A 13549-nucleotide genomic window follows, 5' to 3' on the forward strand; every position below is an offset into this window, starting at 1 on the left:
TCATGCAGGCATTCACGTTGCCCGATTTCTACATGCCGTATCCGGCCAGGTTGAACCCGCACCTGGAGGCGACGAGAGCCCACACCATGGCCTGGGCGAAGGGCATGGGCATGCTCGACGCGCCGAAGCCGGACGGCGGCGTGGTGTGGGACGAGGACGCGCTCGCCCGGATGGACTACGGGCTGATGTGCGCCTACACGCATCCGGACTGTGACGGCCCGACACTCGACCTGATTACCGACTGGTACGTCTGGGTGTTCTTCTTCGACGACCACTTCCTCGAACAGTTCAAGTACTCGCGTGACCTGTCGGGGGCCCGCGAGTACCTCGACCAGCTCGAACGGTTCATGACCAGGGAAGGCGAGATGCCACCGGAGCCCGCCAACCCGGCCGAGGCCGGGCTGGCGGACCTCTGGGCGCGGACCGTGCCCGCGATGTCGGCGGACTGGCGGGAACGGTTCATCACCAGCACCCACAACCTGATGGTCGAGTCGATGTGGGAGCTCAACAACATCAACATCGGCCGGATCGCCAACCCGATCGAGTACATCCAGATGCGCCGCCGGGTCGGTGGCGCGCCGTGGTCGGCCAACCTGGTCGAGTACGCCGCAGCCGCCGAAGTGCCGGACCGCTTCGCCCGCACCCGGCAGTACGAGGTGCTGACCGACGCGTTCTCCGACGCGGTGCACCTGCGCAACGACCTGTTCTCCTACCAGCGGGAAGTTCGGGAGGAAGGCGAGAACTCCAACGCGGTGCTGGTGTTCGAGAAGTTCTTCGACATCGGCACGCAGGACGCCGCCGAGATGGTCAACGACCTGCTGACCTCCCGTGTGCAGCAGTTCGAGAACACCGCGTTGGTCGAACTGCCCGCGGTGATGCTGACCGAGCAGGCCGCACCCGACGAGCAGGCCCGCTTCGGCGGGTACGTCAAGGGACTGCAGGACTGGCAGGCCGGTGGGCACGAGTGGCACGCCCGTTCCAGCCGGTACATGAACGAAGGCGCGGTCACCGAACCGGCACCGGCTGTCCTCGGCGGACCCCACGGCCTCGGCACGGCCGGGATCACGCCGGGCAGGCTCGGCATGCGAGTCCGGGCCAGACAGCATTCCTTCACGCCGTTCCGGCCAGTCGGGCACCTGCCGTTGCCCGAGTTGTACATGCCGTACCCGGTCAAGGTGAGTCCGCACGAGCAGCAGGCGGCCCGGTACATCGTCGACTGGAGCCGGGAGATGGGCATCCTTGACGACACCGGCGTGTGGGACGAGCCCCGGTTGCGCGCGGCCGACCTGGCGTACTGCGCTGCCCGGATCCACCCGAGTTCGGACCTTGAGGAGCTCAAGCTCTCGTCGGCGTGGCTCACGTGGGGCACGTACGCCGACGACTACTTCCCGGCGGTGTACGGCCCGTCCCGCAACCTGCTGGGCGCCAAGGCGTCCGTCGACCGGTTGAAGCAGTTCATGCCGCTGGGCACGGGGAAGGTCCCCGAACCGGTCGACCCCGTCGAGCGCGGCCTTGCCGACCTGTGGCCCCGAACCACGGCGGGCATGCCGGGCCCCGCGCGGGCGCAGTTCCGCGGCGCTGTGGCGTCCATGTTGGACAGTTGGTTGTGGGAGCTGTTCAATCAGGCGGAGAACCGCGTACCCGATCCCGTCGACTACGTGGAGATGCGGCGCAGGACGTTCGGCTCCGACCTGACCGTCGGGCTGGCCAGGGTCGCGCAGTGGAACGTGATCCCGCCGGAGATCTACCAGACGCGCGTGGTGCGTGAGCTGGAGACCGCCGCGATGGACTACGGCATGTTCACCAACGACCTGTTCTCCTACCAGAAGGAGATCGAATTCGAGGGCGAGCTGCACAACATGGTGCTGGTGCTCGAGCAGTTCCTCGGCGTCGACCGGTGGCAGGCCCGTGACATCACGGCCGCGTTGATGAAAGCCAGGATGGAGCAGTTCGAGCACGTTATCGCCAACGATCTCCCGCACCTGTTCGAGGAGTACGGGCTGGACGACGAAGCGCGCGCCGTGCTGACCGGATACGCCGACGGGCTGAAGGACTGGATGGCCGGAATCCTCGCCTGGCACCGGAAAGTTGACCGGTACCGGGAAGCCGAGTTGCGGCGCAGCCAGAACCCGTCGGCGCTGTTGCCGACGGGCCTGGGCACGTCCGCTGCATGGCGGCCCGCGCTACGCGTGTGAGCGCGGCTGCACCTGCTGCACCGCCCAGCTGTTGCCGTCGGGGTCGGCGAAGAACACGAACGACCCCCACGGCATGTCCGAGATCTCGCTGACCTCGATGCCGCGCTCGCTCAGGACTCTGTGCGCGGCCTCGATGTCGACGACGACCACCTGCAAGCCCTTGACCGAGCCGGGCTCGGCGTCGGACAGTCCTTTGCCGATCGCGATCGAGCACGCCGAACCCGGCGGCGTCAGCTGCACGAACCGGATGTCCTCGCTGACCACGTGGTCGTGGTCGGCGGTGAAGCCGACCTGCTCGTAGAACGCCTTCGCGCGGTCCACGTCGGACACGGGGACGGCGACGAGTTCGAGCTTGAAGTCCATCGGGGGCACTCCTTCGTTCTGGTGTGACCCCAGCCTAAAGTCCATAGCGGCCACTTCCTGTCCGCAATGGATCAGGACTTGGCCTCCTGGCAGCCACGCACGGCCAGCTGGTCGGCGCGCTCGTTGTCGGGGTGGCCGGCGTGGCCCTTGACCCAGTGCCATTCGACCTCGTGCGGGGTGGCCGCGGCCTCCAGCCGCTGCCACAGGTCGGCGTTCTTCACCGGCTGCTTGGCGGAGGTCTGCCAGCCGTTGGCCTTCCATCGTGGCAGCCACTGCGTGATCCCGTTGCGCACGTAGGAACTGTCGGTGTAGAGCTGCACGACCGACGGACGGGACAGCGTCTCCAACGCCATGATCGGCGCCATCAGCTCCATCCGGTTGTTGGTCGTCGGTGTCGCCTCACCGCCGTGGAGCTCGCGCTCGTGCCGCCCGTACCGCAGCAGAGCACCCCACCCGCCCGGCCCGGGATTCCCGCTGCACGCGCCGTCGGTGTAGATCTCCACAACCTGCTGTTCACCCACCTCGGCACCGTACCGGGACCGCTCAGAGCAGCGACCGGGCCTCGGCGTAGGTGGTGAAGCGGCCAAGCGTCGAACGTGAACCTCGGTTGAGGTCAAGTCACCGGGTCGGCGGGTGCGGGCCGAACGCGGTCAGGAACCGGTCGCGGAACGCCTGCATTGGCCACACCGGCGCCTCCGGCCCCGGGTTGAGGCCGTCGTGCCAGCCCCAGGTCGCGGTGCGTTCCAGCACGGCAGGGTCCTTCGCCACGATCGTCACCGGCACGTTGCGGGTCGCGCCCTCACCCGCCACCACCGGCTGTGGCTGGTGGTCGCCGAGGAACACGAGCACGAGGTTGTCGTCGCCGTAGGTCTGCACGTACGAGATCAGCGCGGTCAACGAGTACTGGATGGACTCGCCATACGCGGCACGTGTCTTGCTCGCGTCGTTCCACACCGCTTCCGGTTTGGTGCCGTTCTCCGCCTGCGGCATGTACACCGAGCCGTCACCGACCGCGGCCCAGTCGATCATCTTCGGCAGCGGCACGAACGGCGTGTGGCTGGAGACCAGGTCGATCTCGGCCATCACCGGCTTGCGGCCCTGGGCAGCCAGTTCATTGCGCTGGAACGCCGACAGCGTGTACTGGTCCGGCATCTGGGCGTAGAAGAAGTTCTTGCCCTTGTAGCCGACGTTGTGGGCGTCGTAGTACGAGTCGTAGCCGTAGACCTTGCCTTCCGGCCACTTCTTCATGTTCTGCGGCACGACGCCGACCGTCTTCCACCCCGCGCGTTTGAAGGCGTGGCTGAGCGTGAACCGGTCGCTGCCCACGAAGGTGTCGTACCGCTTCTGGTTGTTGATCAACAGCCCGGACTGCAGCGTGGAGTGCGCCAGCCAGCTACCGCCGCCTGCCGTCGACGAGGTGATGAACCCGCTGCGCGCCTCGAACCCGGCGGCCCGCAGCTTGCTCGTGCCCGCGTCGAGCACGGCGTCCACCCCGGGCGATATCACCGGGTCCTGGACCGCGACCTGCCCGTAGCTCTCGACGAACGCGAAGATCACGTCCTTGCCGCGCAAACCGGTCAGCAGTTCGGCTCCCTGTGCGTCCCGGAACGCGTCGACCGACGCCTCCGCGGCGTAGGCGTCGGAGTCCCGCAGGCTCGTGCCGACCTGGCGCGCGTGGTCGTAGGCCAACGCCGCCGCACTCCGGCTCGCGATCGGCTGCCCGAACGCCGCTGCCGCGACCCACACGATCCCCAGCACCGCGAGCGCCCGTGTCGCCGCCGCGGGCCGTGCGGCCACAACGCGGGACAACCGCATGGCCGACAACGCCGTCAGCACGACCATGGCAACGGCGAGCACGGCGACGCCGATCGCGGCGGCCACGGCGCCACCCTTGCCGATGGCCCCGGAAAGGAAGTCGAAACCCGGACCGAGGAAGCTCCAGTCGAACACGGGGTCGAACGGCCGGGCCAGCGTCGTGTAGAAGCCCATGTCGAAGAGCTTCCAGATCAACAGCACCCCGAGCAGCGCACCGAGCACGGCGGCGGCGATCCGCCGCGGTCTCGGCGGCAGGACGAGCACAAGCGCGACCCCGATGAGCCCTTCGAGCGGAATCCGCAACACCGCCCACGGCGTCAGCTTGCTCAGCTCGTTGGGCGCGACCAACGCGAACAGGACAAGCACGAACGCCAGCACCGTGAGCACTTTGGCCGTGATCCGGCGCCATTTCGGCACACTGTCCGTGGTCATGACAGTTCCGCCTCCCCGAGATTTCGACGCCTGGTCACCTTGGGCTGGCACCATTCGGTTCGGTGCGTACCGGTGGCTGGTCCGCGCCACGTTCCCCTGAGGTGCGGTTGGCTGCCACGTGGCCTGCGTTGCGGCCTTGAGGTTGACACAAGGGGTGTCATGTCCTGCCCTCCGAGGTCGTCCCACCTTAGAGGTCACGATCGGAAGTCTGTCCGGGGTCTCGACGGATCCGCCGAACACCCCCAACGAACTTCCGATCGCAACCACTTAGGGACATACGGGCGGTGCCTGCCCGAGGTTCACCGTGGCGTGCGCAACGTCGGGGAATCCCCACAGCCCCAGGGCGTTGACCTTGACGTGATCCCGACCAGATTGTCCATTCTCGACCGTTCGAGCAATCGCGCGGGCAAGAGCGATGCCCAGGCGCTGCGGGACACGGTCCGGTTCGCCCAGCAGGCCGAGGCACTGGGCTACCACCGGTTCTGGGTGTCGGAGCACCACAGCGTGCCCGGTGTCGCGGGGTCGGCGCCGACCGTGCTTGCCGCGGCGATCGCGGCGGCCACGTCCACGATCCGGGTCGGCACCGGCGGCGTGATGCTGCCCAACCACCAGCCGCTCGTGGTCGCCGAGCAGTTCGGCGTGCTGGAGTCGCTGTACCCGGGCCGGATCGACATGGGACTCGGGCGGTCGGTCGGGTTCACCGACGGTGTGCGGCGCGCGCTCGGCCGTGACAAGGACGCGGCGGACGACTTCGCCGTCCAGCTGAAGCAGTTGCTGGGTTATTTCACCACCGGCCACGACGGTGTGCACGCGATCCCGGCGGAAGGGCTGCGGGTGCCCGCGTTCGTGCTGGCCACCGGCTCAGGCGCGGACATCGCGGCCGACTTCGGCCTGCCCGTGGTGGTCGGCGGCCCGAAGATCGAACCGACTGTCGCCCGGTACCGCGAACGGGCCCGCGACCCGTACGTGATCGTGGCGGTGAACGTCGCTGTGGCGGACACGACCGAGCAGGCCCGGCGGTTGCTGCTGCCGGAGGCGTGGTCGATGGTCTACTCGCGCTCGCACGGTGTGTTCCCGCCGTTGCTCCCGGCGGAGGAAGTGCTCGCACTGGACATGACCCAGAGCGAACGCGACCGCCTCGACCGGGGCCTGAGAGGCCAGATCCACGGCACGGTGGGCGACGTCCTCGCCGAACTGGACGAGCTGACCGAACGCACCCGACCCGACGAACTGCTCATCACCATGAGCACGTTCGACCGTGACCAGATGCTCGACTCGTACAGCCAGCTGATCAAGGCAGTGACAGGGGCAGGTCGAACTGCCGGAAGTGCTCCGGCCCGATGAACGACGTGATCGCGGCGATGCGGCCGTCGCGCAGCGTGAACACGTTGATCGACCACGCCTTGCCGTCGAGGTAACCGGCGACGGCGGGCTGGCCGTTCGCGCTCGTCGGCACATGCGCCCAGGTCCCGCACGTGAACGGAACGGTGACGGCGTGTTCCAGCACCACGTCGATGCCGCTGTACCAAGCCGCGAGCGGCGGCATGGCCCACGTGACGTCCTCGGTCAGCAACGCGACCAGCGCTTCGGCGTCACCGCGCTCCAACGCCGCCGAGTAGTCGGCGACGACCTGCTTGATCCGGGCGTCGTCCGTGGCCCGTGACTGGCTGCGCGACGGCGCCTTCTCGGCGATGACCTTGCGGGCACGCGCGAGCGCCGAGTTCACCGACGTCGCCGACGTGTCCATGATCTCCGCGATCTCGGCCGCCGAGAACCCGAGCACCTCGAACAGCACCAGCGCCGCGCGTTGGTTGCCCGGCAGGTGCTGCAACGCGGCCACGAACGCCAGCTCCACGCCTTCACGCTGCTCATACCGCAGGTCCGGGTACGGTTCCAGCCACGCGATGTCCACCGCGCCCTGATCGAGAACGACGTGTTCGCTCGACGGCCCGAGGTCGACCGGCATGGCCCGCCTGCCCCGGGTCTGGGCGAGGTCCAGGCAGGTACGCGTGGCCACGGTGTAGAACCACGTGCGCAGCGAACTGCGCCCCTCGAACGAGTCGAGCTTGCGCCACGCCTTGATGAGGGTGTCCTGCAGCGCGTCGTCGGCGTCATGGGTGGAGCCGAGGATGCGGTAGCAGTGCGCGTGCAGTTCCCGCCGCAACGGCTCGATCAGGCGCGTGAACGCCCCTTCGTCACCCTGCCGGGCCTTGTCGAGAAAAACATCGCTCACAACCGACGATTGTGCCCCACGCCCGTCGTCTCACTGGTCATGAACACTATGAAGACGGATCTGCACCACTACCTGCGGGATGTGCGCGAAGCGATGGTTTGGAAGCTGGACGGCCTGTCCGAACACGACATCCGCCGCCCGCTGACCCCGACCGGCACGAACCTGCTCGGCCTGGTCAAGCACCTGGCCGGGGTGGAACTGCTGTACTTCGGCTTGGTGTTCGGTCGTCCCTTCGCCGAACACGTGCCGTGGCTGCGTCAGGACGCTGAGCCCAACACGGACATGTTCGCGACGGCGGAGGAGTCGCGTTCGGACATCGTGGGCCTGTACCAACGCGCGTGGGCACACGCCGACACGACCATCGAGGAGCTGCCGCTGGACACCGTCGGCCACGTGGAATGGTGGCCGGGCAACAAGACCACACTGCACCGCGTCCTGGTCCACGTGATCGCGGAGGCCAACCGGCACGTCGGCCACGCCGACATCGTCCGCGAACTCGTCGACGGCGCGGTGGGCCTCAACCAGGGCAACGACTTCATGCCCGCGGTCGACAAAGCGTGGTGGGCCGACTACCACGCCGCCGTGACCAAGGTGTCAGACGGATTCGCCCAACAATGAACGGTTGTCGGCGAAGAACTCGGTGAGGGTCGTCGCGGGACGGCCGGTGAGGCGCTCGACCGCTCGGGTGGTGATGTCGAACCAGCCGTCCCGCATGTTCTGCGTCACCTGCTTGCCGGACGCCCCGGTGACGACGAGCATCTGTCCTCCTTCGGTTCGATGTGCTGCCCTCATCCTTTCCGGAGCGGCGGATTCCCGTAAGTAGGCACATCAATGTGCGCATCAACCGATCGGTGGATACCGCCGTGGCCGCGGTGGACAGCCGTGCTCGGCCGATGTGTCGATGTTCCGGGACTGGTTGGTCAGCAGGCTGAACGCCATGAATCAGTCACGGGTCCTCGCGCCGGATCTCGCGCGGGGGATGATGCTGGCGTTCATCGCGTTGGCGAACGCGGTGCTCTATCTGTACGACCGGCCATACGGGCCACGCCAGCACGTCATCGAACACGACATGCTTGATCGCGTTGTCAGCGTGCTCAACGTTGTTCTCGTCGAGATTCGCGGTTATCCGATGTTCGCCGCGCTGTTCGCGTACGGCGTTGTGCAGATGTTGCGCCGACATCCGAAACAGGTGCTGCGGCGACGGTTCCGCTGGATGATCGTGTTCGGGTTCGTGCATGCCGTCGTGCTGTTTCCCGCCGACATCCTCGGGCTGTACGGGGTTATGGGGTTCGTGCTGCTGGCTGTCGTTCGTTGGCGGGACCGTGCGTTGCTCACGGCTGCGGCGTGGTGGCTCGTTGTTGTTGCTGTGGTGCAGGGGATTGTTTATTCGACTCCGGCGCACACCAGCCAGCGGTCGTTCTTCTGGTCGTTCGCGATCGACGATCCGCTCGCTGCTCTGGCATGGCATCCGTTGGAGTGGGTGATGTCACCGTTCGGCATTCTTGGCGTGGGCAGCGCCATGCTGGTCGGTGTGTGGGCCGCTCGCCGCGGGGTCCTTGAGGATCCCACTAGTCATCAAGCCTTGTTGAAACGGACTGCGGTCGTCGGGATCACGGCGGCGGTTCTCGGTGGACTGCCGATGGGGCTCGCGGTCGGTGGTTTCTGGCACCCTGGCTCGACGGCGGTGCTGTGGGCGGCGTCCGCGGTGCACTCGGTGACAGGTGTCGCGGGTGGCCTGGGCTACGCGGCGTTGATCGGCCTGATAGCCGCGAAGGCGCCGAGAGGCCGGATCGTCGATGCTTTGCGTGCGTGCGGGGAGCGTTCGCTCAGTTGCTATCTGTTCCAGTCAGTGGTGTTCGTGGCGTTGCTGATGCCGTACACGTTCGGCTTGGGCGGTGTCCTGGGATCGGCCGAGGTCGCGCTGGTCGCGGTGGGCACGTGGCTGGTGTCCGTCCTGCTCGCCGACCAGGTGCGGCGCCGAGGCAAACGCGGCCCGGCCGAGGTGGTGCTGCGCCGCCTGACCTACCGGCGTTGACCTGGGAGGCTGGAAGCTGTGACGTCGGTGGATGAAAGGTTGGAACGGCGATGGAACCTTGCCTGGGCGCTCGCCCCGTACGGCGTGCTGCTGGCGGCGTGCGTGGTGTCGCTGACCGGTGGCACGGCCAGTTGGGTCACCATCGTTGTCGCCGGAGGCTTGGCGCTGTGGCACTGGTGGTTCATCGTCGAGCATCCACAGTGGTGGGAGCGGCAGACCATCGCGATGACCGGGTACTTCGTCGGCCTGTTGGCGTTCGTGGTGGTCCTTGTCCTGCGTGATCACAGCTTCCTGCTGTTCACACCGATGTGCTACGTCCTGGCGTTCGTCGCCCTGCCCGGGTGGGTGGCGTACGCCGGTGTTGTCCTGGCCAACGTCCCGTGGCTGGTCGCGCCTGGTCCTGACGTGCTCGACATCGTGGTGATCACGCCGATGGCAGGGCTGGTGGGATGGGCGATCCGGACGATGGAACGTGAGGCGATCCGGCGCAGGGAGGTCAACGACAAGCTGGTCGCCGTCGCGGGCGAGAACGCGAAACTGCACGCGATGCTGCTGGAACGAGCGAGGGAGACCGGGATGATGGCGGAACGCGCTCGGATCGCCAGGGAGATCCACGACACAGTCGCCCAGGGACTGGCCGGGATCGTCACCCAGTTGGAGACGGTGGCCGAACTGGCCCCCGCCGATCCTGTCCGCGGCCGCATCGACACGGCCCGGCGGCTGGCTCGGACCAGCCTCGTCGAGGTTCGCCGATCCATCGACGCACTGCGCCCCGGGCCGTTGCGGGACGCTCGGCTCAGCGAAGCCGTCGAACAGGCGGTACGGACATGGCGGGCGCAGTACGACACGCCGGTGACAGTCACCGTGACCGGTACGCCGCAGCCGATGCACGCCGAAGTCGAGGTCACGGTCCTGCGCGCCACTCAGGAAACCCTGTCGAACGTCGGCAGGCACGCCAAGGCTGACCGGGTCGACGTCACACTGTCGTACATGGAGGATGTTGTCGTGCTCGATGTCCGTGACGATGGAACTGGCTTCGATCCAGGTGCTGCCAGGGGATTCGGGCTCACCGCGTTGCGCCAACGGGTGCGGCTGCTGTCGGGTACCGTCGAGGTCGAGTCCGCACCTGGCGCCGGGACCGCCGTCAGTGTCGCCGTGCCCCTGATCGGGGTGGACGCGTGATCCGGCTGGTGATCGTCGACGACCACCCGGTGGTCCGCGACGGCCTGCGCGGAATGCTCGGTACCCAGCCGGACTTCGAGATCGTCAGCGAAGCGGCGGGTGGTGCCGAGGCGCTGACGGTCGTGGCCGCCGGTCGGCCGGACGTCGTGCTGACCGATCTGCGGATGCCGGAACCCAGTGGCGCGACTCTGATCCGGCTGCTGCGCGAACGCGTCCCCACGACACGGGTGCTCGTGCTCACCACGCACGACACGGATTCCGACGTGCTGCCCGCGATCGAGGCGGGTGCGATCGGGTACCTGCTCAAAGACGCCCCACGCGAGGAGCTTTTCCGTGCTGTGCGGGCCGCTGCTCGCAACGAGAGTGTGCTTTCCCCTTCCGTGGCAGCGCTTCTGCTCAGCCGCGTCCGCCCGAAACGGCCGTCGCCGTCGGTGAAGCTGAGCGCGCGGGAACGCGAGGTGCTGGCCTTTGTCGCACAGGGCAGGAACAATCGGGAGATCGCCGCCGTGCTGCACATCAGCGAGGCAACCGTGAAGACCCACCTGCTGCACATCTACGCGAAGCTCGAAGTACCCGATCGTGCCGCGGCGGTCGCGGCGGCCTACCAGCGGGGCATCCTGACCTAGCGCAGGCCAGGCGTGTGCGACGCCAGCAGTGCGAGGAAGTCGTCGGCCGCCTGGCTGCGATAGCCACCGGCGCGTCGGATGGCGACGACGGGGACACGCGCGTCGATGCTGGGAACATCGATCACCCGCAGACTGCCGATCCGCAGCTCCTCCCGGATGTTGTTGACCGGCATCAGCGCGACGCCGAGCCCGGCCTCGATCAGCCGCTTCTGGGCAGTCAGGCTGTCGACGGTGGTGATCGACATGTTCGGCAGACCCGCCGCGGCCAACTGCTGCTCCAGCAGGCCGCGGAACGAACTGCCACGGCCGCGTTCGGCGGGGAATCCGAGCCACTTGTCATCCCGCAACGCGCTCAGATCCGTCAGCTGTGCAGCCGTGACCCGGTGGTTGGCAGGCACAACGACGTACAGCTTCTCGTCGCCGAGCGGGATCGACTCCAGTTTGGGGTCCGCGTCGGTGTTGTAGCGCAGGCCGAGATCCGCTTCGCCGTTGCGGACGAGCGCGCTCACCTCCCGGCTGGTCGCGGTCCGCAGATCGACCGAGACGTCGTGGGACTGGGCGGTGAATTCACGCAACGCGTCCACGATGTGCGAGTCGGCCAGTGTCCCGACGATCGCCAGCCGGAACGAACGAGCCCGCGGAGCCCGGTCCCGCACGGCCCGCTCGCCGTCGCGGACAGCGGCCAGCGCGGCCTCGGCGTACGGCAGCAAGGCCCGACCGGCGTCGGTGAGCCGCACCCGGCGGCCCTCCCGCTCGAACAAGGCGGCGCCGAGGCCGCGCTCCAGCTCGTGAATGCGACGGCTGATGGCGGGCTGGGACCGGTGCAGCCGCCGTGACGCCTCGGTGAACCCGCCCACCTCGGCGATGCAGACGAAGGTCTCGACCTCATCGAACGTCATATCATCAGTATTCCTGATGGAACGAGCGTAGAACTATGCATTTGATTGATGGCTCGCGGGCGCGCACAGTGGTAGCCGTGACGAATGACCAGGCAACGAAAGCCGCACGCTTCCGCGAACTGCACGAAGGACCCTCGCCGCTGCTGCTGCCGAACCCGTGGGACGCCGGAACCGCGCGTGTGCTGGCCAGCCTCGGCTTCGAAGCCCTGGCGACCACGAGCCTCGGCGTGGCCAACACAGTGGGTCGCACAGGCGCGACCCAGCAGGAAATCCTGGACAACTGCCGTGAGATCGACGAGGCGACACCCCTGCCGGTGAACGCCGACATGGAGAACGGCTTCGCCGACGACCCGGCCCAGGCGGCGAAATCCATCGAACTGGCGGCTCAGGCAGGCATGGTCGGCGCGTCGATCGAGGACTACACCGGCAACCGCGACGCCCCGATCTACGACTTCGAACTGGCGGTGGACCGCGTCCGCGCGGCCGTGGAAACCGCGCACGCCCTCCCGGTCCCGATCCTGCTGACCGCCCGAGCCGAGAACCTGCTGCACGGCGCGAACGACTTCGCCGACACCATCCGCCGCCTGCAGGCGTTCGAAGAAGCAGGCGCGGACGTGCTGTACGCGCCGGGCCTGCGCACCCTGGCCGAGATGCGCACCGTGGTCGAGTCAGTGAGCAAACCCGTGAACGTCGTGATGGGCTTCGCCGACCCGGCGATCACCGTCGAGCAGCTGGCCGAGATCGGCGTCCGCCGGGTGAGCATCGGCGCCGCGCTGTCCAGGCTCGCCCTGAAGTCGTTCATGGACGCCGCGCAGCAGATGCGCTCCGGCCGGTTCGGGTTCGTCGCGGACCTGCCGCCACTCGCCGAACTGCACCAGCACTTCGGCTGACCCGGCTACTGTTGGTCACGTGTCTCGTACGGGGGTTGCGACGGTTCTCGCGCTGCTGGGGTGCCTGTTCGCCGGGCCCGCAGTGGCGGCCAACACACTCGACCACCAGATAACCGATCAGGACAGGTACGTACAGGCGGTCACGCCCATCGCGGCGGACCCGGCTGTACGCCAGGAGCTGGCCGACCGGGTCAGCGACGCGATCGCGCAGAAACTCACCCCCGGTGACCTGCGCCTGCCGGACGGCGTCCAACGGGCGCTGCACTCGGCGGTGACGACGTTCGTCGAAAGCGACGACTTCCGGTCCGGCTGGGTCTCGGCCAACCGGACCGTCCAGCCCGAAGTGGTCACCATGCTGCGGGGCGAGCAGAGCAGCCTGCGGATCGTCGACGACACCGTCGTGCTCGACCTCGGCGTGGTCTCCGACCGGGTCAAGGCGCGGCTGGTGGCCGACGACGTGCCGTTCGCGCAGCGGCTGCCGCACGTCGACGCGTTCGTCCCGCTGTTCTCCCGGCCTGCGATCCGGCAGGCGATCCCGTCGTTCGGCCTGCTGCAGGACCTGAGCGTGATCCTGCCGATCGTGGCCGCCGCGTTGATCGTCGCGGGTCTCGCCCTGTCGGCCAGGCGTCGCCGGACGCTCATCGTCACCGGTGCCGGGCTCGCCGTCTCGGGGTTGCTCGTGCTCGTCTACCAGTGGATCAGCCGGAGCCAGCTCATCTCCCGCAGTCAGTCGCCCGAGCTGACGCGTGCGTTCTACGAGGCGTTCACCGGCAACCTGTCGGTGCTGCTGTGGGTGCTTGTCGGCGTTGGTCTCGCCGCCGCACTCGGGGGCGCCGTCGTGCGTCCCCAATCAACCGCAACACATCGGCACGGCTGAAA

General features: G+C 67.8%; 14 protein-coding genes. 8 read left to right on the forward strand and 6 right to left on the reverse strand.

Features of this window, described 5'->3' with window-relative positions:
* Positions 1-2 precede the first annotated feature (2 nt).
* Positions 3-2195 carry a terpene synthase family protein gene (locus ALI144C_RS51605; RefSeq protein WP_076994586.1) on the forward strand — a complete coding sequence of 731 codons (2193 nt, stop codon included), beginning with the start codon at positions 3-5 and terminating at the stop codon, positions 2193-2195.
* On the opposite strand, the gene ALI144C_RS51610 is transcribed toward ALI144C_RS51605, so the two are convergent.
* The 3 genes from ALI144C_RS51610 to ALI144C_RS51620 all read right to left on the reverse strand — a co-directional run bounded on the left by ALI144C_RS51610 (position 2184) and on the right by ALI144C_RS51620 (position 4805).
* Positions 2184-2558: a VOC family protein gene (locus ALI144C_RS51610; protein ID WP_076994587.1), complete on the reverse strand. Its 375-nt coding sequence runs from the start codon at positions 2556-2558 to the stop codon at positions 2184-2186. The two genes, ALI144C_RS51605 and ALI144C_RS51610, sit on opposite strands and share 12 nt — an antisense overlap.
* A gap of 71 nt (positions 2559-2629) precedes the next feature.
* On the reverse strand, positions 2630-3079 hold the full coding sequence (rnhA, locus tag ALI144C_RS51615) for a ribonuclease HI (protein ID WP_076994588.1): 450 nt from the start codon (positions 3077-3079) through the stop codon (positions 2630-2632).
* 97 nt (positions 3080-3176) lie between these two features.
* On the reverse strand, positions 3177-4805 hold the full coding sequence (locus ALI144C_RS51620) for a sulfatase-like hydrolase/transferase (protein WP_076994589.1): 1629 nt from the start codon (positions 4803-4805) through the stop codon (positions 3177-3179).
* Positions 4806-5162: 357 nt separating this feature from the next.
* Here ALI144C_RS51620 and ALI144C_RS51625 point away from each other — a divergent pair, with 357 nt between their 5' ends.
* Positions 5163-6149 (forward strand): MsnO8 family LLM class oxidoreductase, encoded by a 987-nt coding sequence (locus ALI144C_RS51625; protein ID WP_076994590.1) that lies wholly within the window; start codon positions 5163-5165, stop codon positions 6147-6149.
* Here ALI144C_RS51625 and ALI144C_RS51630 read toward each other — a convergent pair.
* Positions 6097-7038, reverse strand: a complete 942-nt coding sequence (locus ALI144C_RS51630) for a sigma-70 family RNA polymerase sigma factor (protein WP_076994591.1) — start codon at positions 7036-7038, stop codon at positions 6097-6099. The two genes, ALI144C_RS51625 and ALI144C_RS51630, sit on opposite strands and share 53 nt — an antisense overlap.
* Before the next feature lie 39 nt (positions 7039-7077).
* Between ALI144C_RS51630 and ALI144C_RS51635 the strand changes: the two genes are divergently transcribed.
* Positions 7078-7656 carry a DinB family protein gene (locus tag ALI144C_RS51635; protein ID WP_083754110.1) on the forward strand — a complete coding sequence of 193 codons (579 nt, stop codon included), beginning with the start codon at positions 7078-7080 and terminating at the stop codon, positions 7654-7656.
* Here the strand turns inward: ALI144C_RS51635 and ALI144C_RS56175 are convergent.
* Positions 7633-7797 (reverse strand): hypothetical protein, encoded by a 165-nt coding sequence (locus ALI144C_RS56175; RefSeq protein WP_168211556.1) that lies wholly within the window; start codon positions 7795-7797, stop codon positions 7633-7635. The two genes, ALI144C_RS51635 and ALI144C_RS56175, sit on opposite strands and share 24 nt — an antisense overlap.
* 178 nt (positions 7798-7975) lie before the next feature.
* On the opposite strand from ALI144C_RS56175, the gene ALI144C_RS51640 reads away from it, so the two are divergent.
* The 3 genes from ALI144C_RS51640 to ALI144C_RS51650 are packed head-to-tail and all read left to right on the forward strand — an operon-like array spanning position 7976 to position 10881.
* Entirely contained in the window at positions 7976-9073 is a 1098-nt protein-coding gene (locus ALI144C_RS51640; protein ID WP_237774711.1) for a DUF418 domain-containing protein, read from the forward strand.
* 27 nt (positions 9074-9100) lie between these two features.
* Entirely contained in the window at positions 9101-10255 is a 1155-nt protein-coding gene (locus ALI144C_RS56485) for a sensor histidine kinase (protein ID WP_143231418.1), read from the forward strand.
* Positions 10252-10881 (forward strand): response regulator, encoded by a 630-nt coding sequence (locus ALI144C_RS51650; protein ID WP_076994594.1) that lies wholly within the window; start codon positions 10252-10254, stop codon positions 10879-10881. Before ALI144C_RS56485 ends, ALI144C_RS51650 begins: the two co-directional genes overlap by 4 nt.
* On the opposite strand, the gene ALI144C_RS51655 is transcribed toward ALI144C_RS51650, so the two are convergent.
* The gene (locus tag ALI144C_RS51655) at positions 10878-11780 is read right to left on the reverse strand and encodes a LysR family transcriptional regulator (protein ID WP_076994595.1); all 903 of its coding nucleotides are present in this window, start codon (positions 11778-11780) and stop codon (positions 10878-10880) included. The two genes, ALI144C_RS51650 and ALI144C_RS51655, sit on opposite strands and share 4 nt — an antisense overlap.
* Before the next feature lie 77 nt (positions 11781-11857).
* Between ALI144C_RS51655 and ALI144C_RS51660 the strand changes: the two genes are divergently transcribed.
* Together ALI144C_RS51660 and ALI144C_RS51665 are read left to right on the forward strand one after the other, a co-directional pair.
* Positions 11858-12670 (forward strand): isocitrate lyase/PEP mutase family protein, encoded by an 813-nt coding sequence (locus ALI144C_RS51660; RefSeq protein WP_237774712.1) that lies wholly within the window; start codon positions 11858-11860, stop codon positions 12668-12670.
* A gap of 19 nt (positions 12671-12689) precedes the next feature.
* Positions 12690-13547, forward strand: a complete 858-nt coding sequence (locus ALI144C_RS51665) for a hypothetical protein (protein WP_143231420.1) — start codon at positions 12690-12692, stop codon at positions 13545-13547.
* Positions 13548-13549 lie beyond the last annotated feature (2 nt).

It is taken from the genome of Actinosynnema sp. ALI-1.44, from assembly GCF_001984155.1.
GTDB lineage: Bacteria > Actinomycetota > Actinomycetes > Mycobacteriales > Pseudonocardiaceae > Kibdelosporangium.

Coding starts and splice junctions, on each gene's coding strand:
- ALI144C_RS56175 (WP_168211556.1), bottom strand. CDS start 7,797: ATGCTCGTCGTCACCGGGGCGTCCGGCAAGCAGGTGACGCAGAACATG.
- ALI144C_RS51605 (WP_076994586.1), top strand. CDS start 3: ATGCAGGCATTCACGTTGCCCGATTTCTACATGCCGTATCCGGCCAGG.
- ALI144C_RS51655 (WP_076994595.1), bottom strand. CDS start 11,780: ATGACGTTCGATGAGGTCGAGACCTTCGTCTGCATCGCCGAGGTGGGC.
- ALI144C_RS51640 (WP_237774711.1), top strand. CDS start 7,976: ATGAATCAGTCACGGGTCCTCGCGCCGGATCTCGCGCGGGGGATGATG.
- ALI144C_RS51635 (WP_083754110.1), top strand. CDS start 7,078: ATGAACACTATGAAGACGGATCTGCACCACTACCTGCGGGATGTGCGC.
- ALI144C_RS51620 (WP_076994589.1), bottom strand. CDS start 4,805: ATGACCACGGACAGTGTGCCGAAATGGCGCCGGATCACGGCCAAAGTG.
- ALI144C_RS51610 (WP_076994587.1), bottom strand. CDS start 2,558: ATGGACTTCAAGCTCGAACTCGTCGCCGTCCCCGTGTCCGACGTGGAC.